A 20074-nucleotide genomic window follows, 5' to 3' on the forward strand; every position below is an offset into this window, starting at 1 on the left:
GAGTGAATATTATGGATAACTCTCTATGGCTTGATAACTTTCTCAACATGTATCGAGAACTCGGAACCGAAAATTTCGACGTGCTTAAGACGGTTTATCACCCTGATATTGAATTCCAAGATCCGCTGCATCATGTCAACGGTATTTCGGCGCTCACGCACTACTTCGAGAACCTCTACACACAGGTTACGAGCTGTTACTTTCATATCGAACACACTTTCGAAGCGAACGACGAAGCTTCTGTTTACTGGACGATGCAATTTGCTCACAAGCAATTAAATGGGCAAAAGCCAATCGAAGTACAAGGACACAGCCACCTCAAGATGCTCGACGGTCAAGTGATTTACCACAGAGACTACCTCGACGTCGGTTCTATGTTGTATGAACACATTCCAGTACTGGGCTGCGCGATCAAATCCATCAAAAAGAGAGCGAGTCGATAATGCGTATTATGATTACAGGCGCGACCTCAGGTATCGGCCAATCCCTAGCTAAAGATTACGCTCAGCAAGGGCATCAGGTGATTGCTTGTGGCCGCAATCCAGACAAACTGCAAGCCTTGGTTGATTCTCACGATACAGACATCGCGCATTCATCAATTACACCGCTCAGTTTCGATCTGACTGATTACCACAACTTTCCAGAGCTCGACCAAGACAAGCCGCTCGACCTGCTGATTTTAAATGCGGGTGATTGTGAGTACATCGACGACCCAGTGAATTTCGATGCCGAGCTTTTCGAACGCGTCATCAACATAAACCTAATTTCAATTGGCTACGCCCTTAAAGCCTGGTTAAAAAACATCAAGCCCGGCGGCCGTTTGGTTTTAGTCAGCTCCAGCGCCAGCTTTTTACCTCTGCCAAGAGCCGAGGCTTATGGCGCTTCAAAGGCAGCCCTCACCTACTTAGGCAGAACACTTTCGGTTGATCTGGCAACGCACAACATTCATGTCTCAATTGTGCACCCTGGCTTTGTTGAAACGCCATTAACCGAGCGAAATACGTTCTCTATGCCTATGATTATTAGTAGTGAGGCCGCAACTCAGCGAATCGTAAATGGTATCGCTCAAGGAAAGAGTGAAATCGATTTCCCAAGACGATTCATCATGTTGATGAAGCTACTAAGAATGCTTCCAACCCCAGTTTGGCAAAAACTCGCTTCAAGGATGGTATAACAATGAAGAAAATCGCCATTATTGGTTCAGGTATCTCTGGACTCACTTGCGCGCATATATTAGACAAGCACCACGACGTAACAGTATTCGAAAAGAACGATTACGTAGGGGGGCACACAGCGACCGTTGATATTGAACATCAAGGCTCGGCGTTTTCGATAGATACAGGCTTCATCGTATTCAACGATCGAACCTACCCGAATTTCAATCAGCTTCTAGAACAACTCGGGGTCGAAAGGCAACCTACCGAGATGAGCTTCAGCGTCCACAACACGACGACCAAGTTTGAATACAACGGCCACAGCATAAATTCGTTATTCGCGCAGAGGAGCAACATCTTCAAACCTCAGTTCTGGTCTTTAGTGTCTGACATTCTCAAGTTCAACAAACTGTGTAAGGCTCAGTTTGAAAGCAATGAATTCACACCAGACGTTACCCTCGGCAGCTTCCTACGTGATAATCAATTTTCCGACTTTTTCAGTCAGCACTATATTCTACCGATGGGCGCGGCGATTTGGTCGACAAGCTTGGAAGAGATGGAAGAATTTGAGCTCAAGTTCTTCATCCAGTTTTTCTACAACCACGGATTGCTCGACATTGCGAACCGTCCACAATGGTATGTGATACCTAAAGGATCGCGTTCTTATGTTGAAATCATCCTTTCACGCCTAAGTAAGCCTGTTGCACTCAATACATCGATTAAACAAGTGACTCGCCAAGAAACAGGCGTCACGATTGAATTTGAAGATGGCAGCACACAAGGCTTCGACGAAGTAATCTTTGCTTGCCACTCAGACCAAGCATTACGTCTGCTTGGTGATGCGACAGAACAAGAGCAACAGGTACTGGGCGAGATCCCATACAGCCGCAATGAAGTGGTTCTGCACACCGATACTCGCTTGTTACCAGACAGAAAGCTGGCTTGGGCAAGCTGGAACTACATGTTGGATGGTGACAGTAAACGACCTGCTTGTGTCACGTACAACATGAACATTCTGCAAGGCATCGAAAGCCAAGACACCTTCTGTGTCACCTTGAATCAAAGCGAAGCCATCGACCCAGAAAAAATCATTCGCAGCTTTGTTTATCATCACCCGGTACTTAATTCGAACACGGTCGAAGCTCAACACAAGCGTGAGCAGATATGTGGTAAAAACCAGACTCACTTTGCTGGTGCTTACTGGTACAACGGGTTCCATGAAGATGGTGTCCACAGTGCACTCGATGTGACCAAACGCTTCGGTTTAGATTTGAGCACGAGTTCAGCGCTATGAACAGTCAAGCCCTGACACCCGAGATGGAGTTAGCATCCGAAAAGAGTGAAGAGCTCAGCGGTATCTATTGGGGTAACGTCAGACATCGCCGCTTTGGCGACATCACCCATGAGTTCAGTTATCAGCTGTATATGATGGGGTTAGATCTTGATGAGCTGCCCCAAACCACAGCGCGTAGTGCGCTGTTCGGAACTCGATGGTACAACCCGATTCGCTTTGTCGAATCGGATTATCTAGCTGAAAAAAAAGAAAATGCCACCACGGATGAACCAAAATCACTTAAACAACGTATAGCTTCCAAAGTGCAAAAACTTGGTGGGGTTTGGTCTGATTCAAACCGTGTGACTATGCTGGCTCAGTGCCGCTGTTTAGGTATCTACTTCAGCCCAATCAACTGTTTCTTCTGTTACGACGAAACTGGCGATTGTAAGTATATGTTGGCTGAGGTGAGTAACACGCCTTGGCGAGAAAGACACTATTATCTGATCGACATGCACCAAGAGTTGAAAGTAAAAAAAGAGTTTCACGTTTCGCCGTTTATGGATTTGAACATGACTTATTTTTGGAAGATTAAGCCACCAGCGAAACGCACCTTGGTCCACATTGAAAGCCGCCGAGACGACAAGCTTTTCGATGCGACACTGGCTTTGACGAAACAGTCAGTAACCAAGACAAACATTAGACGAACGGTATTCAAGATTCCGGCAATGACGATTAAAGTCGTGATGGGAATTTATTATCAGGCTCTCAAATTATTCCTGAAAAAAGTACCGTTTGTGGGGCATCCAGATTCAACATCTTAAGTGTCTTCACAGCAACTAAATAATAGAACTCGACCCAAGCTTGGGTTGGCTCCAACCAAGGGGCACAACCCAGCTAAGTTGGCACAAAATATTAGAATGAGTTATCAGCGAGGTTTACATGGAACAGCTTGCCAAACAAAACAACAACATTGAACAACAAGCTAAAGCCGTTGCTGTTTCAAGCAACTGTAAATATCGAGCTTTAATCTTTAAGGTTTTAGAAAGCCTGCAATTCGCGACGCTTGAGATCATTGAGCGCGACCAGCATTCGATGTTCGGCGATCGAGAAGCCGACTTGAAAGGTCGAATCGTGATTCACGATGCAACCTTTTTTAGAGATGTCGTGATTGACGGCAGTATTGGCGCATCTGAGGCCTACATTGATGGAAAATGGACAAGCCCAGATCTCACCAAAGTGATTCAAATCATGGCTCGAAATCAATCTCAACTCGACGAGCTTGACGATAAAACGCAATGGATTTCTCGCATCAAAAATCTATTGCTGCGTCGTAAGAATGCTAACACCGAGCAAGGCTCTAAACGTAATATTCTTGCGCACTACGATATTGGCAATGAGTTGTACGAGCGCTTCCTAGACAGCTCGATGCAATACTCTTCCGCTATCTACAGCGAAGAAGCAGAAACCCTATCCAAAGCTCAGCAAAACAAAATGAAAACCATCTGTGAGCGATTAGAGTTGTCAGAGAAAGATAACGTGGTCGAGATAGGCACGGGCTGGGGTGGTTTAGCGATATTCATGGCGCAACACTACGGATGCCATGTCACCACAACCACAATCTCAGATGCCCAACACGCGCTTGCAGAACAGAGAGTCAAAGCGCTTGGCTTAACCGACAAAATCACCCTGCTCAAAGAGGATTATCGTAACCTCACTGGTGAGTATGACAAGTTGGTCTCTATCGAGATGATCGAGGCGGTCGGCCATGAATATCTACAGACCTTCTTTGAGAAATGTTCTTCATTGTTGAAACCATCAGGCAAAATGCTGATTCAAGCAATCACCATCGCCGACAGTCGTTATGACAAATACCGCAAAGGCGTCGACTTTATTCAGAAATACATTTTCCCAGGCGGTTGCCTACCTTCGGTCTCAGTGATGACCCAACACCTTGCGACCAGTACAGACCTTGTTGTCCAAGAAATCGATGACATTGGCCTGCACTACGCTCGAACGCTTAATGATTGGAATGTTGCCTTTGAAAACAGTTGGGAAGAGTTAGAGTCTCTCGGCTATTCAGAAGAGTTTAAGCGCTTGTGGATCTTCTACTTCTGCTACTGTGAAGGTGCATTCAAAGAGCGCGTGATCAGTACTCATCACTTAGTTGCTAGAAAACCTCGTTACTTTGGAGCAAAAGATGAAACGGTTTTGGATTATTAATCTCGTTCTGTTTCAAGCGACCTGGGTTTGCAGCGCGTTCTTTACCGCGCAAGCCCCGTTCGTGGCGCCACTGATTGTGGCCGTTCACTTCCTTCTCTCCCCTACTCGCAGTAGCGATCTGAAAATACTCATTTTATTACCATTAGGGCTGTTGCTTGATAGCCTCTTGCTTCACTTCGGCGTGTTTGCAGTCGACTCTGAAATTGCGAATCAATCGTGGTTTCCAGTCTGGCTCGTTTGCCTGTGGATCATGTTTTTAATCAGCTTTAACCACAGCCTAAATTGGCTTTTAAAATGCTCGAAAGTGATCTTGTTTGTCATAGGGTTCGTAGCAGGTACTAGTAGTTATTGGGGAGGCATCAAAGCAGGCGCCCTTCTGACTACTTGGCCAGACGCATCGGTGTTAGCTGCCCTTGCAATAAGTTGGGGGATTTTGTTGCCCTTACTGGTGGCCGCTTACTCCAACTTAGTACAACCCAAAATGGCAACAACGAGGTGACTTATGGCTTTTCCACGCAACCCTACGCAAGCGTTCAAATCTGAGAGCGATATTAGTCGCGTTCGCACTCAAACAAGCGAGCAATCAAGAATCCGACTATTTAGCTTAGTCACCTTAACCCTCATTTACGCAGCACTCCTATTTACCGGGAATGCCAAAGCTTCTGCTGTCGATGATTTAAATAAGCGCGGTCAGGGAGAAATGAGCTACTTGTTTTGGACTTTGTATTCTGCAGAGTTCTACACCACTCCGTCTAACTCTGAGCGTGCTTTGAAACTTGAGTACTACCGAGCAATTGACAGCAAAGACCTTGTAGACGCAACCAAAGACCAGTGGAGCAAACTTGGTTACTCCAACAACAATATCCAACGTTGGTTGAAGCCTTTGTACGCAATGTGGCCCAGTGTTGAAGAAGGAAGTACCCTCACTATCCGTGTCGCTGAAGACAACGTAAGTCGCTTCTATTTCGATGAGCAACCCATAGGCACCATCCAAGACAAGCAATTTGGTGAAGCCTTTCTAGCGATTTGGTTATCTGAAAACACATCCGAGCCAGGCCTACGCAAACAACTATTAGGTTTGAACAAATGAATCCAAAAACAAAAATAATAAAATTCGCGGTAGCCATTTTGTCGCTGACTTGGCTAGCAGGCTGTGGTTCCGCAAGTTTAGATAACCACGTAGACACCACTCCGGAACTTAAGCTTGAAACCTTTTTTAATGGTGAACTGAAGGCCTATGGCATGGTACTCGATCGTTCGGGAGACTTACTGCGCCGCTTTGACGTCAAGCTTATCGCTACTTGGGAAGGGAACAATGGACAAATTAAAGAGTGGTTCTCCTTCGCTGATGGCGAGCGTTCCACCCGAGTTTGGAACTTAATCAAAACAGGCGAAAACACCTACACTGGCACCGCCAATGATGTGGTTGGTACGGCTTATGGTGAAACCCAAGGCTCGGCTTTGTATTGGAAATATGACTTAGAAATCGAAGTAGACGGCAGCACCTATGAAGTGGTGTTAGACGATTGGATGTTCTTAATGGATGACAAACGATTGTTCAACAAAACCGAAATGTCCAAGTTTGGGTTCAAAGTTGGTGAAGTAATCTTATACATTGAGAAAATTTGAATAAACCAAGGCTGATGCTTCAAGGCTAATTATTCTTTGTTTCATTAACCTTTCGATTCATTTTACAGGGCGTCTCCACCCCACAAGAAAACTTCAGTCCACAACAAAAAATTGTGGGCTGTTTTTTTTAATCGCTCGAATAGCATATCTGCAAGATTAAGTCTCTGTGCTAAGATGCGCCACCAGCATGCAAATGGGCTAGACTCATACACAACAGTTCCTATTTGTTTCGCTAAGTGTAGATTCCCTACCATGATTAATTGAAAAGGCTTTAAAGCATGAGCAAGTTGACCTCAGCGGAGCGTAAAGCTCGCGACAATGAACGTTTCTCACAACGTGTAAACGACCGCAGAGAAAAAGGCGAAGACGTAGTTGCTTACGCACTGACCAACAAGAAAGCTGTAAAATTCCTGACTAAGTCGGAAAAGAAACGCTTCAATGAAGCGAAAGTCATTCGCCAAGAAGAACAGCGAGTGAAAGATCAAGAAGAGCTCAACAGAATCGAAGACTCGTTCACGACCAAACAGTTCGACGAAGAGTAATCTGATTTTCAAAAGCGCTGGCCCTGTGCCGGCGTTTTTACTTTTTAGTTCTCCTTCTTTTCCCCTCCCTACTTACATTACTTTCTCAATCCTCTGTTTTATCCATCTTACTCATGGATCTCTGCATCTTGGTTTTAGATCTCAGCAAACAGGTATTCAAAGCCTTACTATCTCGATTCAATTCAACAATTCCGAGTCACCATGATTTTAATCACCGGATCAAGCAGCGGTTTAGGCGCAGCTTTAGCCAAGCAATATGCGAACACATCGAACAACCGTCAGCGCTTAATGGTCACTGGCCGCAGCTCCCAACGTTTAGCTGAATTAGCGAAAAGCCTGCCAGCGAATACTGTTAGCCAAGCCTGTGACTTGTGTGATCCACAATCAGTGAGCGAGTTATTGGATGCGTTGCCTGAAACACCAAAGCTGGTGATTCACAGTGCTGGCAGTGGGTACTTCGGTAAAATTGAACAACAAGATCCCGCCGCCATCAGCGACATGCTGAAAAACAACATCGAGTCTTCCATCTTTTTGATTCGCGAGCTTGTTCAACGCTACAAAGATAAACCCGTCACTATTGCTGTTGTGATGTCGACCGCAGCTCAAGGCGCTAAAGCAGAAGAGTCTACTTACTGCGCAGCCAAATGGGCAGTTAAAGGCTTTATCGAATCGGTCAGGTTGGAGCTCAAAGGTCATCCGATGAAGATCGTTGCAGTTTACCCCGGCGGGATGGCAACCGAGTTCTGGGGAACCAGCGGCAAAGCGATGGATACCTCAAGCTTTATGACCGCACAAGAAGCCGCTCAAATGCTGCAGCAGGCGTTAACCAGCACCGAGCATGGATATGTGTCAGATATCACGATAAACCGCGGTTAACGGCTAATGAGAGCAGCGAACAGGTAAACCGAGCTATTCCGCTAATTATTTGTGAGGGTGAGCACGAAAGTGTGCGACAATGCTCGGCGTAAATTCATATTCAAGGTTTATTATGAAACTTCTAGTTCGTAACCTATCGCGCTCTACTGCAGAGCAAGACATCCGTGTTCTATTTTCTGAGTTCGGCTCAGTAAAAGAGTGCAGCCTAGTTTTAGACCAAGAAACTGGCGAATCTAAAGGCTTTGCTTTTGTTGAAATGCCAGAGCACGAAGAAGCTAAAGCAGCACTAAACAAGCTAAACATGTCAAAGCTTGGCAAAAACACGATTCGTGTAAAAGTAGCTAACTCTTAATAAGAACTAGCGCTATACATGAACAGGCAATTGAACTGCCTCGTGATCTAGCTTCACAGTAAGCACAGATGATAAAGCCCGTAACGATATTCCGCTGAAAAAGCATAATATCGTTACGGGCTTTTTGCTGCTCGCGATTCTCTTTTACAACATTTCACAACACAACCTATTCACTTATAGTTTGCGCCTACAGCCCTTCATGTTCATCAATGGCACGCCTTGCTTCTGCCATTGAACATCCAGATTCCATCACCAGTTGAGCGACGGTCATTGAGGGTGTCGCGGCCAACTGAGATGCCAAACACACAACAGGTTTAGGCAGCACTTTATCGATTGCGATTGCTATCCAACCGTCTTTTTCGTGAGTTAACATCGTTTTAAGTTCAACGAGTTGATGCTCTTGAGCGACCAACAGCCAATTGCGCGAACGACGAACTCGCTTCAACTGGCATCCACATTCTTCAGCATGCGCCACCACTTGGCTTTTATCACTCACACGATGTACAAAACTATTCAGTGGGACGCTAAACATAACTCTCTGCTAACCAATCTATTCCTACCATTCAAGAGATCGCTACCTATCTCTCAGTACTTTCTAACTGTCACTCAATAAAACCGTACGTAGGATTACACAGACATAAAAAAACCGCCAGTGATGCACTAAGCAGCCTCGCGGTTTTTTGTTCTTTAGAGCCTAACGCTCGATATCAGCAGCAGCTTTTTGAAGCGCCGCTATCACAGCAGTTTGAACTCTCCTGGCTTCCTCGCTCAAAGCCATCAATCGCGTCTGCTAAAGCAGTAAATGATTGCTCGATATTGTCGCGCGAAGTGGCAATATTCATTCGCATAAAGTTAGGACTTTCAGCACCAAACCAACCGCCCGGCGTTAACCCCATCTTCGCCTGTTCAAACACCACATTTTTTAGCTCTTCTTCCGAAAAGCCTAAGCCTGAGAAATCAAACCACACTTGGTAAGTCCCTTGCGGTTGGAAGACTTTTAACTGAGGAATTCGCTGCTCTGCAAACTCGGTAATCCACTTAACCGTGTCTTGCAGGTACACCAACATGCCATCTAACCACTCTTCACCCTTTTCAAAGGCCGCCACGGTTGCGAACGTGCTGAATGCATTCCCGTGATCAAGATACATTGCGACCACATTGGTTTTGAACGCTTCAAATAGCTCATCATTGTTGGTGTACAAATAACCGTTGGAGATGCTGTGCATACCAAATGTTTTTGCCGGAGATCCAATTAAGGTGATGACCTTATCGTAGTCAAAACTGGTCAAGCTCGTAAAAGAGTGACCTTCAAAGATAATGTCTGAATGGACCTCATCACTGATGATCAATACATCATGACGCTTGGCAATTTCGATAACCTGTTCGATTTCTTGCGGTGTCCACACTCGGCCTGTTGGGTTGTGTGGATTACAGAAAATCATCGTCTTCACTTTTTGCTCGATGATCTGTTGCTCCATACCATCGAAATCAATGCGGTAACCTTGCTCATCATTGATAAGTGGGCTCTTCACCACCTGACGATTTGCTTTATTCACCAAGTTAGAAAACTGGTGATACGCCGGCGTATGGATCAGCACACCATCACCTTCATTGGTGAATTGACGCAGTAACAATGCAATACCAGAAAGCACACCCGGCACCTGAACGAACTTATCAGCAGATAGGTTCAAACCATGACGCTTTGAATACCATTGCGACAGCGCTTCAAACACTGTTTGCTCATGAAACTCATAAGAGTACACACCGCGCTCAACCAGACGATTCAGCTCTTGAGTGATCGGCTCTGCCACCTGAAAATCCATATCGGCAACCCAATAAGGGAATACATCTGTGGTGTTATAAATGTTCTGTAGCATCTGTGGTTTGCTTTTGATAAACGCATTTTCACCATAGTTCGATGTACTGTTAAACGCTGTCATGGAGGTGTCCTCAAATAGTGTGTTCGGTCTTTTTGCAATCAACTGAATTGCATGAATACCCTTAAGACGACGGCAAAATCAAAAAGACGAAGCTTTTAAAGAAATCTTGCGATTAATTTAAATCAATCTCGCATCTCGACCTTTATCTCTGTTTTTACCGAGTTCGCGATAAAGCAGTTTTTGTGTGCCAAGTGATGCAGTTTTTCGAGTTGTTTGGCGGTTGGTTGTTTGGTGCCTAGAAACACAATGTCAGGTCGCAGAGTCACCTTAGTGACCGATGAGCGGCCTGATTCATCTTCCTCAAGCACACCAATCGCATCATCCACATAAGACTCGATCACATACTTCTGCTTCGCGGCGATTCCCAGAAAAGTCAGCATATGACAGCTAGAGAGTGCCGCAATAAAGGCTTCTTCTGGGTCAACATTCGCTTCCACCGAGAATGGGAGCGGCACAACATGAGGAGAAGATGAAGCAGGCACAGTGATTCCACCATCAAATTCCCACGTATGACCGCGGCTGTATTGATTGTCGCTAAAGGCTTCATCTGCCGCTTTTTGCCAACGAATGAGCGCACCATATTCAGACATAGAACCGTTCCTTTTTAATGTTCATTACTTAACGATCGGCAGGGTGATTCACACCATCGTTGGTCACCACATCACCAATATCAAAAGGGTTCACTCCTTCCAAACAACCGATGTTAAAACCGTATTCATTTGGGCTTGAGCGGCGTTGATGATGGGTATAGATACCGCAGTTTGAGCAGAAGTAATGCTTCGCGGTGTTGGTATTGAATTGATAAAGCTTAAGATGCTCCGCACCTTTGAGGATCTTGATGCCATCTAGCGCAACAGAGCCCACAATCGCTCCCCTGCGACGACAGATAGAGCAATCACAACGACGTGGTTTTTCTATCCCGTTAGGTAGGCTGAGTTCTAGTTCGATTGCACCACAGTGGCAGGTGGCTTTGTGAAAAGGTTGGATAACCGTGTTGCCGACTACTTTCATTTTTCTCTCCAATCACGTCCTTGTATTGCACGTATCATAACCAGTTCAATGAACTCTGTCCTTAAGCTGACGTTGAGTTCGAGAGATACGTCATGGGTTGAGAGAGGTGCCTCCGAATGGCGTGGAGAGTTTGAGGCAAGTTAAACACCCACGTCATTCCATATTGAAAAACGGAACCAATTTACATAAAGAAAATTCCGAGATAAGTGATAACAACGACACCCAGAATCAGTCCAGAGAGCGTCTTACTAACTATTGGCAATTGAATAAAGCCGCTTAATCGATTTGATACAGCAAAGTCCCTCCCTCCCCAATCTAAACGCTTAAAATCGAAACATAAGCTGAGAAACAGAAGGTGGCAGGCTGTCACGATACGAGCATGGAAAAAATCCTCCGCACCAATCGCTATCATAAAGGATGCAATATGGCAGATAGCGAGAGTAAGTTTCGGCAAAACTGAGCGATACTCCACCAACAGCAATTGAATTAACCAAAAGCCATAAATCACTTTTAATTGCCAAGGAACCACTTCACCAAATAAGAGAATCTTACCCTCTCCTAACAGCAAGGTTTGTTTACCCGTATATACCCAATACGCAATTGTCGCCGCGAGCACCATCGAGATAAACATCGACAGGTAGGCCTGCTTTTTGAGTTGCACCAATACAAAACCAACAGACTGGAGGACAAAAAACACGACCAAACCTTTATCGACATACTCGACACTCAACCACTGACTCACCGCCATAAAACACAGTAGGTTAAACCCCATTTCGAGACCAAGGATTCGCTTTATCTCACTGGCGTTTTCGACTGGTTTTGTCAACGGCCAGAACAACACAGGCAAAACTAAAGTCAGAGCTAGTGCAAGCCAAATCGAGCTTTGCACAAGTAGATAGAAACCACTGCCGTACACTAGGCAAACAAGTAAAAATAGCCCGGATGATAAAGGAGAATAGACACTTGATTTCATCGACGCTCCTCGCGCTCAGAAGAGACACGCTCAACCAAATCTGCAGCACATAGATTGGCCGTTTCAATGCATCGTTCCAGCGTAACGGGGACTCGCCAAGTTTGTCTTGGATCAGACAGATACTCACCGCTAAAAAAGACGTTAGAAAAGTTATTCATCGTTGTTGATAGCGAATTCTGAGCTGTTGGCTGAGTTAATGCGTGTTGCAGGACCCAATAACGGGATTGCCCACGCTCATTAGTCACCACATCGCCACAAAAGTAATCGGAATATAAGGTTTCCAATTCTTGAGGTGTCACCATTTTCGCACCAAGACCAACTCTGAAACCTTGATAAGCAGAATGGTCGAGTAAATCTAATTGCCCAAAAAGCTGGAACAGTAATTCATCCTTTACCTGCTTCTCTGTACAAGACAACATCGGCTTTTGGTAAAGGAGGCCGAGCGCCTTATCAAGATCAGTCGCTGTTACCGATAGACATGTCATCTCTCCTTCTGACGTACTTCGAGTCGTCACGTGATAACTCAATCCCCAAGGAGAATCGAGAACTAATCCCACCGTCCTATTCTTCAATATCGAAGGGACTTGAGAGAAATAGAACTGAAACCCGTGGCTCAGTACATACCCATAATTTAATACTGAACTGATCTCTGAGAATAAAGATTTGATAACGTGAGCGGGAAGCGCGAAGACGTAATAATCAGCGAAGACACGACAATCATTATGTAGCAGCACACTATCAATCCGAGTTCGTTTTTTATTGGGACAAATGGCTTTGGCTTTGTAACCTAAGTGAAATTGAACTCCTTGCTTTTTAAGATGGTGAGTCAACGGATTAATAAGCGCATCACTAATCGGTTCTTTCATTCCCAAACTGTACGCGTCGGGGGCAGAGGCATGCAGTTCTCCATCTTTATTGTTGAGCAAATCCAAAATGGCCAACGCTGGCGTATCATCCGTTGCTCCAATCCAACCTAATAAGACCGAACGAAGGAAGCCAGCAAGTCCAGGCCTAGACTCATAAGAAAAAAACTCACTAACAGGAACCCCAAGCAGTTCCTCCATCGAATACGGTTTCTGTAACCTTTGCTTAAACCAAAGCGTGTCCTTTATAGGAACTTGAGCATAAAGCATTGAATAAGCAGACTTTGCGTCATCCCATAGCTTTTCAACGCGGGAAAAGTACCCGCGTTGAAACTGTATCGTCTTATTATTTTGCGCCCAAGAAAACTGAACCATATTCTGGGGATATAGTGAATCTAAACAATTGCCAGACTCACGAGGAACCTCTTTAAGGAAGTTTATCAAGTTGTAGTTTTTGGCGAAAAACTGTCGATGAGTAAGCTCATGAACCAAGCCTCCCTCATCCACCGTTCCGACACATTTTCCTCCGGTGTAGAGCTCCTTATCGTAAACAGCCACATCGAAGCCTTGTTTTACACAATTATGAGCCACTGCTAAGCCAGAAATCCCAGCACCGAAAATGGCAACTTTGGGCCGCGTAGGGCCGGTGCTAACACCGACCTCACCTTCACTCTCATTTACATAATAACAGGTCATGTTTTCTCCTTAAACTATCGGTTCAAGATGATATGATTCGCGAGCTCTAAACGATATAGGTCGTGATTCGGAAGCTGATTCAATACTGGGTTGATGTCTAATTCAAACGGACTATTAGCCAGTGAACGACACATAATTAGGTCATCCCCAACAATCATCACTTTCGGTGTCGCACCTTCCCAGACAAGTTGTGCCGATAGGTTTAGATCACTGATATTAATTCCGCAATCGTAAGTGCGAGAATGCAAAATACCATTTTCTATTTCGTATCCACCAACTAACGCGATTGGATGCTGAACGGTCGGAAAGACTATCGACTCATTCACCTCAGTAGCTTGTTGATTTGGGAAAGTTATCGCGTCTTCGGCGTGAACAAAAGAAGCAGCAAGAAGGGTCACGAAGCCAAGAACGTTTTTCATTATATTTCTCCATTATTATATTTATTAGCGGGAATGTTCCCAAATGAGAATCTATCTCAAATTCAATGTCACAACTATTGGCTTATGTATTTTAATTCTGTGAGAGATACACCATTGATAGGGAAGGCGACGAAAAATAAAAAACTGATAAATATTAGAGGGTTAAATAGATAAAAAAGACAACAAATGACCAGTTGGGTAGAAAAAGAGAGCTACGCGAATTTATTTGATATCGTGATTTATTTAGGTTCTGGATGAGGGGATTGATAAACCTAAGTAATTACATACACTTTAAATCATAAAAAACTCAAATAACAACTCAAAGGCTTCCTTACTAACACATTGATTATTAAGATTTTATAAAACAGGACAATCTCTCACCTAAACTTGCGAGAAGAGAGCTTGATCTTTCCTTCCGACCTCTATTTTTGGCGGCAAAAGGGGATTACATAGGAGGATATATTTCAATAAGGATGAAGTACGAACGTGTGACGAACAGGAGGAATGGTGTCATCTTCGATGAAGAGATCTTTTCACTGACAGACCTCTCATCATAAACATTTGCCGCCAGACAAAGCTGGCCAGCATTGAAGCTTCACTATTGATAAATTAACAATAATTGTTCTCAGCCTGACCTCTCGACCAAACCACTGAAGTTCTCAAGTAGATAATCCAAAAACAGCCGAATACGTTTCGGCTGATATTTCTTACTGATGTACACCACATTCAAGTCGGCACTGGACACAGACATCGCGGTATTGAAGTTCTTCATGTAGCCGTTAAGTAACGTCACAAGGCGCTGATTATTGATGTCATCTTGCACATCCAGAATGGATTTCAGTGCAATCCCCTCTCCTTGTAGCGCCCAATAACGGATCACTTCGCCATCATCCGAAAATCGCTTGGGAACCACCGTCACAGCCTTCTTCATGTCATGATCTTGGAAGTGCCAGGTTTTGAGTTCTTCGTTGCTACGAAGCATCGCCAGACACGCATGATCAACCAAATCTTGAGGCTTGATCGGCGTCCCGTATTTGGCGAGGTATTCTGGGGAAGCGCACAGCACACGTCGGCTCGGTGATAAGCGTCTGGATATCAAACTGCTGTCGACCAACTCACCATAACGGACCACGATATCCATGCCTGATTCGGCTATATTCGATAGGTTATCGTTCAAATACAAGTAGGGAATAACGTCTGGATACTGCTGACAAAATTCCGAAAGAATAGGAAGGATGTACTGCTTTCCGATGTCTTTAGGTGCCGCAATCTTTAGTGGGCCTTTAACCTCTTTGACGCCATTTTGAATCAGGTTTTCAGCCTCGCTGACGTTATCCAATATCTCCAGACACGCCTTGTAATACAGCTCCCCTGAATCGGTCAACGACACATGGCGAGTGCTACGGTTCAACAGCTTCACACCATATCGCTCTTCAAGCGCCTGCAGCCTTGCTGTCATTGTCGCAGGAGACAAGCCCAATTCACGCCCTGCAGCTGCTAGCCCGTGATGCTTCACGATACCCACAAACATTGCCATATCTGAAAATTTGTCCATTTCTCGCCCTTTCGCTTATTCGCCGTTACTCAATCTCATTATTCAGCCTAACCGAATAATTATTTTATATTTTAGCTAATTATCAAAATTAATCGAATAAATATAATAACAACCATCAGCAGAACAATGCAGGAATTCGGAACATGAACAACGAACTTAAAAACCAAGAAAAACACACATTCGTCATCATTGGTGGCACATCAGGTATCGGCAAAGCTTTGGCTATGCAATTGAGAGATGAAGAGCACACGGTACACATTGCAAGCCGACACACCGGCGTTGATATCAGCAATGAAAAATCGATTTGTGATTACTTTGAATCAATTGGTGCCTTTGATCATTTGGTAGTAACGGCAGGCTCATACGCTCCGGGCGGAAAAGTCACCGACGTTGCCATCGAAGACGCGAAAACAGCCTTTGATACCAAATTCTGGGGAAGCCTAAACGTTGCTAAACATGCTGCACGTTACATGACATCAAACGGCTCTATCACACTCACAACCGGCATGCTGTCACGCAAAGTTGTTGCTGGCACTTACGTAAAAACTGCGATAAATGCAGCGCTAGAAAGCGTCACTAAAGTGTTAGCGAAAGAACTATCACCGATTCGAGTAAACGCCGTCAGCCCCGGCCTTACCATGACGGAAGCCTACAAAAACATGGACGACTCAACTCGTTCAAGCATGTATGACAACGCCAAAAACAATCTACCCGCAGGCAAGGTTGGTGAACCTTCAGAGATAGCTATGGGTTACTTGTTCTCGATTAATAACCCTTACGTTACGGGCTCGATCATCGACATTGATGGCGGTGCACTGCTCGGCTAGTTCCCGAATTTTTTTCAAAATTTCAGGCTGTATAACTCACAGAAAAATTGAATGCAGGGCGCGTAATTCAAGCGCCCTTAACAACCATATCAACACAGGTCACTCAACATGAAACAACAAGTCATGAAACAAGAAAAGATGCCGTTTCAGGTTTGGATACTGACACTCGCGGCTTTTGCCATAGGTACGGCTGAGTTTGTGATTGCAGGTATTCTCCCACAAATCGCCACATCGCTTTCGATCACGGAAGGTCAAGCAGGCTATCTAATCAGTGCTTACGCGCTTGCTATCGTTATCGGAGGGCCAATCTTAACCATCTACCTCGCACGCTTTAATAAGAAGTTAGTGCTAATCGGTTTAATGGCTCTGTTCATTATTGGCAATGTCTTATCAGCCCTTGCTCCTAGCTACCCACTTCTACTTGCAAGCCGTGTTATCGCAGGCTTAGTGCAAGGTCCTTTCTATGGCATAGGGGCAGTTGTCGCGACCAATTTAGTGTCTGAGAAAATGGCAGGTCGTGCCGTTGGCCAAATGTTCGCAGGCTTAACGCTCGCTAACGTTCTTGGCGTTCCCGCAGGTACTTGGGTGAGCTTGCAATTCGGCTGGCACACCACTTTCTTTACCGTGGCAGCACTTGGCACAGTTGCAATGATCTCTATCCTAACGTCAATCAAATCCACAGGTCACAGTGAAGCGAAAGACATCAAAACTCAGCTCATGGCATTCAAAAACCCAATGCTCATTATCAGCTTAGCAATCACCGCTTTTGCTTGGTCTGGCTTCATGACGCTTTACGGCTACCTTGCGCCAATCGCCATGCACATCACTGGCTACAGTCAAGAATCAGTAACTTGGATTTTAGTGGTTGTTGGAGTTGGCTTAATCATCGGTAACACCTTAGGCGGACGATCTTCTGACAAAAACCTAGGCAAAGCTTCAATGTTTTGGGCTGTCGCGATGATCGCTTCATTGATTGCGGTTGGCCTTGTGGTAGACAACAAAATCCTATTCGTTGCAGCCGCATTCATTTTTGGTATCGCTTCATTTGCCAACGTTCCAGCAATGCAACTTCGAGTAATGAACCACGGTGGCGAAGGACAAGAGCTAGCAGCAACCGCGAATATCTCAGCGTTTAACTTGGCCAATGCCTTCGGTGGCTTCCTAGGCGGCATGGTACTCGACAGCCAACTAGGCGCAGGAATGATTCCATTCACAGCCGTTGTTGTCCCAGTGATTGGTTTGTTGCTTATTGCAAAAGCCAACCGATCTGAAAAGCCACAAAACGACTCTATCTTCAGCCCTGCGGAATCGAAATAGTGACCACCGCACGCTAAATCAATCAACACATGACCGACACAAGGTAAATACCATGAGCAAATTATTCGAAACTGCAGAACTCAAAGATCTAGAACTACAAAACCGTGTGGTTATGGCCCCCATGACACGCGCTCGTACTAGCCAACCTGGAAACGTGCCAAACGACATGATGGCGACTTATTACCAACAACGAGCAAGTGCAGGGCTAATCATCACTGAAGCCACACAAATTTCAGATGACTCCCAAGGTTACTCATTCACACCCGGCGTTTATACCGATGCGCAAATCGAAGGTTGGAAATCAGTAACAACAGCAGCAAAAGAGCAAGGTGCAGCGATATTCTGCCAACTATGGCATGTAGGTCGCGTGTCTCACCCTACCTTTCAAAAAGGTGAACTGCCGATTGCCCCTTCTGCACTAGCTCCAGTCGAAACTCAAGTTTGGATTTCTGATGAGAATGGTAACGGCAATATGGTCGATTGCATCCAACCAAGAGAAATGACGCAAGTAGACATCGATCGCGTTGTTCAAGATTTTGCTCACTCAGCGAAAAAAGCAGTCGAGGCAGGATTCAACGGCGTCGAGATCCACGGTGGCAATGGCTACCTCATCGATCAATTTCTACGCACCAATTCAAACAAGCGCACCGACAACTATGGTGGCAGCCGCGAGAACCGACTTCGCTTCCTAATCGAAGTGGTCGATGCTGTGATTGAAGCGATCGGCGCTGACAAAGTTGGTGTGCGTTTAGCTCCCTTCATCACCTTCAAAGACATGAACTGCCCAGACATCGTGCCAACGATTTTAGAAGCTTCAAAGGCGCTGCAAGCGCGTGACATCGCTTATCTTCATCTATCAGAAGCCGACTGGGATGACGCGCCTGTGATACCTGAAAGCTTCCGTGTCGAGCTAAGAGAGTTGTTCTCCAACACCATCATTGTCGCTGGTAGTTACACACCAGAACGTGCCGAAGAAGTATTGAGTAAAGGCTACGCCGATCTCGTCGCATTTGGCCGTCCATTTGTTGCGAACCCAGATCTAGTTTCACGCCTACAAAACGGCAACGAACTATCCGATCTTGACGGCGCAACGCTATTCGGCGGCAACGAAAAAGGCTATATCGATTACCCAGCGTTGTAATGAATTTGGAGGAGATGATGGTTTCTAACCACTAGAAACATTTCCGACAGGCAAAAGAAAGGCTCGCATGACTAGTGCGAGCCTTATGCAGTTTAGGGGGTAAACCACAATCTAGTTTAATCTTAAGATTAATTATTTAACTTATGAGCCATTATGCACTTGTGCGCATTGATATTCTATTTTTAAATGATTCACTGCAATTAATCAATCGATAAAAGTTAGCGTTCGGTCAATTTAAACCACATAAATAACAGTGTTTTAGTGAACGACGTCTAGAAAATCATCATAAAATCCATAGAAATCAGATTTATAGACTTCTCATTTGCCAATACCCTTCACCGTTAGTCGCGAGTTGGCTGTGTAAATAATCAAGCGTATCCGCGACCGTTCCGGCAATGCCTTGCGGTGGATTGAACAACAGTAAACCACTACCGATCAGGCGATCATCACCCTTAGGATCTCGAAGGCGAAGCTCCGACTTAATCGGACTTGGCAGCAAACCATCTTTCACTGCGGTCACACAGTGGTTCAAAATCAGTGAGCTCTTGTCATCCGTGTAGAGCGGGTACCAAATTAGTGCAGATACTTTCTCCGACTGCTGATATGCCTTAACTAAGGCATCAATCACCGCGAGATATTCTGAATCGGTTTCATAGGGTGGGTCGATAACAATCAGATGATGATTGTCATGTTTAGCTACGTCATCAGGTAACGCTTTAAGCCCATCACCTGCGCTAATCGTAAGCTTGCTTGAAATATCTAAGTTACACTGTAACCTCTCGATATTGGTTTGCAGTAAATCAGCTTCATCTTGCTGAATGTCTGAAAAATAGAAGCTATCTTGGCTGCGACCTTGTTGGTAAGTGATGGCGGCAGAACCCGGATACAAAGAGATAAGTTGATTCGGATTGTAGTATTCCAGTACCGACATAAAAGAAGCGAATGCCGGAGGAAGATAAGCCTTATTGCGCCACAAGTACCCGACCCCTTCAGCAAACTCACCTGCATGATTACTTGGTGCGGTGGTGAGGTCATAACACCCTGTACCTGAGTGCGTGTCGATAACATTGAGACGTGAATGCTGCTGCATTAATGACTGAACAAGTGCACTCAATACTGGATGCTTCAGTGCATCACCATGGTCGCCTACATGACATTGATGTCGATATTCCATTCCCTTGCCTCATTTCTACTAACGTCATCTAAACATACTTCATATCACACGCAGTTGCCTATTCAATCCACTGTTTTTTGAAATAGCTTCTCTTTTCGCTAACTGTCTG

23 protein-coding genes are annotated in these 20074 nt (G+C 45.0%); 14 read left to right on the forward strand and 9 right to left on the reverse strand.

Features of this window, described 5'->3' with window-relative positions; genetic code table 11:
- Positions 1-11 precede the first annotated feature (11 nt).
- The 11 genes from AC3CIA_RS18610 to AC3CIA_RS18660 all read left to right on the forward strand — a co-directional run bounded on the left by AC3CIA_RS18610 (position 12) and on the right by AC3CIA_RS18660 (position 8049).
- On the forward strand, positions 12-443 hold the full coding sequence (locus AC3CIA_RS18610) for a nuclear transport factor 2 family protein (RefSeq protein WP_488519487.1): 432 nt from the start codon (positions 12-14) through the stop codon (positions 441-443).
- On the forward strand, positions 443-1174 hold the full coding sequence (locus AC3CIA_RS18615; RefSeq protein ID WP_488519488.1) for an SDR family NAD(P)-dependent oxidoreductase: 732 nt from the start codon (positions 443-445) through the stop codon (positions 1172-1174). Before AC3CIA_RS18610 ends, AC3CIA_RS18615 begins: the two co-directional genes overlap by 1 nt.
- A gap of 2 nt (positions 1175-1176) precedes the next feature.
- Positions 1177-2448, forward strand: a complete 1272-nt coding sequence (locus tag AC3CIA_RS18620; RefSeq protein ID WP_019819977.1) for an NAD(P)/FAD-dependent oxidoreductase — start codon at positions 1177-1179, stop codon at positions 2446-2448.
- Positions 2445-3251, forward strand: a complete 807-nt coding sequence (locus tag AC3CIA_RS18625; RefSeq protein WP_488519489.1) for a DUF1365 domain-containing protein — start codon at positions 2445-2447, stop codon at positions 3249-3251. The genes AC3CIA_RS18620 and AC3CIA_RS18625 overlap by 4 nt, the downstream gene beginning before the upstream one ends.
- A 118-nt stretch (positions 3252-3369) precedes the next feature.
- Positions 3370-4650 carry a class I SAM-dependent methyltransferase gene (locus AC3CIA_RS18630; RefSeq protein WP_488519490.1) on the forward strand — a complete coding sequence of 427 codons (1281 nt, stop codon included), beginning with the start codon at positions 3370-3372 and terminating at the stop codon, positions 4648-4650.
- Positions 4628-5149, forward strand: coding sequence for a DUF2878 domain-containing protein (locus AC3CIA_RS18635; protein WP_017082959.1), 522 nt, complete (start codon positions 4628-4630; stop codon positions 5147-5149). The genes AC3CIA_RS18630 and AC3CIA_RS18635 overlap by 23 nt, the downstream gene beginning before the upstream one ends.
- A 3-nt stretch (positions 5150-5152) precedes the next feature.
- Positions 5153-5740, forward strand: coding sequence for a chalcone isomerase family protein (locus AC3CIA_RS18640; RefSeq protein ID WP_488519491.1), 588 nt, complete (start codon positions 5153-5155; stop codon positions 5738-5740).
- Positions 5737-6279, forward strand: a complete 543-nt coding sequence (locus AC3CIA_RS18645) for a DUF3833 domain-containing protein (RefSeq protein WP_017075553.1) — start codon at positions 5737-5739, stop codon at positions 6277-6279. The genes AC3CIA_RS18640 and AC3CIA_RS18645 overlap by 4 nt, the downstream gene beginning before the upstream one ends.
- A 278-nt stretch (positions 6280-6557) precedes the next feature.
- Positions 6558-6821, forward strand: coding sequence for a hypothetical protein (locus tag AC3CIA_RS18650; RefSeq protein ID WP_004732701.1), 264 nt, complete (start codon positions 6558-6560; stop codon positions 6819-6821).
- Between the two features lie 201 nt (positions 6822-7022).
- Positions 7023-7697 (forward strand): SDR family NAD(P)-dependent oxidoreductase, encoded by a 675-nt coding sequence (locus AC3CIA_RS18655; RefSeq protein WP_488519492.1) that lies wholly within the window; start codon positions 7023-7025, stop codon positions 7695-7697.
- Between the two features lie 112 nt (positions 7698-7809).
- Entirely contained in the window at positions 7810-8049 is a 240-nt protein-coding gene (locus tag AC3CIA_RS18660) for an RNA recognition motif domain-containing protein (RefSeq protein WP_010432413.1), read from the forward strand.
- Between the two features lie 187 nt (positions 8050-8236).
- Here AC3CIA_RS18660 and AC3CIA_RS18665 read toward each other — a convergent pair whose 3' ends face one another.
- From AC3CIA_RS18665 to AC3CIA_RS18700, 8 genes are all read right to left on the reverse strand, one after another.
- Positions 8237-8581, reverse strand: coding sequence for a ribosome recycling factor family protein (locus tag AC3CIA_RS18665; RefSeq protein ID WP_488519493.1), 345 nt, complete (start codon positions 8579-8581; stop codon positions 8237-8239).
- 175 nt (positions 8582-8756) lie between these two features.
- On the reverse strand, positions 8757-9989 hold the full coding sequence (locus tag AC3CIA_RS18670; RefSeq protein WP_488519494.1) for a MalY/PatB family protein: 1233 nt from the start codon (positions 9987-9989) through the stop codon (positions 8757-8759).
- 122 nt (positions 9990-10111) lie between these two features.
- Entirely contained in the window at positions 10112-10579 is a 468-nt protein-coding gene (locus tag AC3CIA_RS18675; RefSeq protein ID WP_114634386.1) for an OsmC family protein, read from the reverse strand.
- Between the two features lie 28 nt (positions 10580-10607).
- Positions 10608-11000: a GFA family protein gene (locus tag AC3CIA_RS18680; RefSeq protein ID WP_102550830.1), complete on the reverse strand. Its 393-nt coding sequence runs from the start codon at positions 10998-11000 to the stop codon at positions 10608-10610.
- 181 nt (positions 11001-11181) lie between these two features.
- Complete coding sequence (locus tag AC3CIA_RS18685; protein ID WP_488519495.1) at positions 11182-11973, reverse strand: hypothetical protein; 792 nt, start codon at positions 11971-11973, stop codon at positions 11182-11184.
- Entirely contained in the window at positions 11970-13532 is a 1563-nt protein-coding gene (locus AC3CIA_RS18690) for an NAD(P)-binding protein (RefSeq protein WP_488519496.1), read from the reverse strand. The genes AC3CIA_RS18685 and AC3CIA_RS18690 overlap by 4 nt, the downstream gene beginning before the upstream one ends.
- 14 nt (positions 13533-13546) lie before the next feature.
- Complete coding sequence (locus AC3CIA_RS18695; protein ID WP_171307424.1) at positions 13547-13951, reverse strand: hypothetical protein; 405 nt, start codon at positions 13949-13951, stop codon at positions 13547-13549.
- A gap of 625 nt (positions 13952-14576) precedes the next feature.
- A complete protein-coding gene (locus tag AC3CIA_RS18700; RefSeq protein WP_488519497.1) occupies positions 14577-15506 on the reverse strand; it encodes a LysR family transcriptional regulator in 930 nt (309 codons plus the stop codon).
- Between the two features lie 143 nt (positions 15507-15649).
- Between AC3CIA_RS18700 and AC3CIA_RS18705 the strand changes: the two genes are divergently transcribed.
- The 3 genes from AC3CIA_RS18705 (at position 15650) to AC3CIA_RS18715 (ending at position 18791) form a co-directional block, all read left to right on the forward strand.
- Positions 15650-16333 (forward strand): SDR family oxidoreductase, encoded by a 684-nt coding sequence (locus AC3CIA_RS18705; RefSeq protein ID WP_488519498.1) that lies wholly within the window; start codon positions 15650-15652, stop codon positions 16331-16333.
- Positions 16334-16441: 108 nt separating this feature from the next.
- On the forward strand, positions 16442-17650 hold the full coding sequence (locus AC3CIA_RS18710; RefSeq protein ID WP_488519499.1) for an MFS transporter: 1209 nt from the start codon (positions 16442-16444) through the stop codon (positions 17648-17650).
- A gap of 52 nt (positions 17651-17702) precedes the next feature.
- Positions 17703-18791, forward strand: a complete 1089-nt coding sequence (locus AC3CIA_RS18715; protein ID WP_488519500.1) for an alkene reductase — start codon at positions 17703-17705, stop codon at positions 18789-18791.
- Positions 18792-19098: 307 nt separating this feature from the next.
- Here the strand turns inward: AC3CIA_RS18715 and rlmJ are convergent, their stop codons facing one another.
- The gene (gene rlmJ, locus AC3CIA_RS18720) at positions 19099-19965 is read right to left on the reverse strand and encodes a 23S rRNA (adenine(2030)-N(6))-methyltransferase RlmJ (protein ID WP_372334534.1); all 867 of its coding nucleotides are present in this window, start codon (positions 19963-19965) and stop codon (positions 19099-19101) included.
- Between the last annotated feature and the right edge of the window lie 109 nt (positions 19966-20074).

It is taken from the genome of Vibrio sp. QJM3NY_27 (assembly GCF_057785955.1).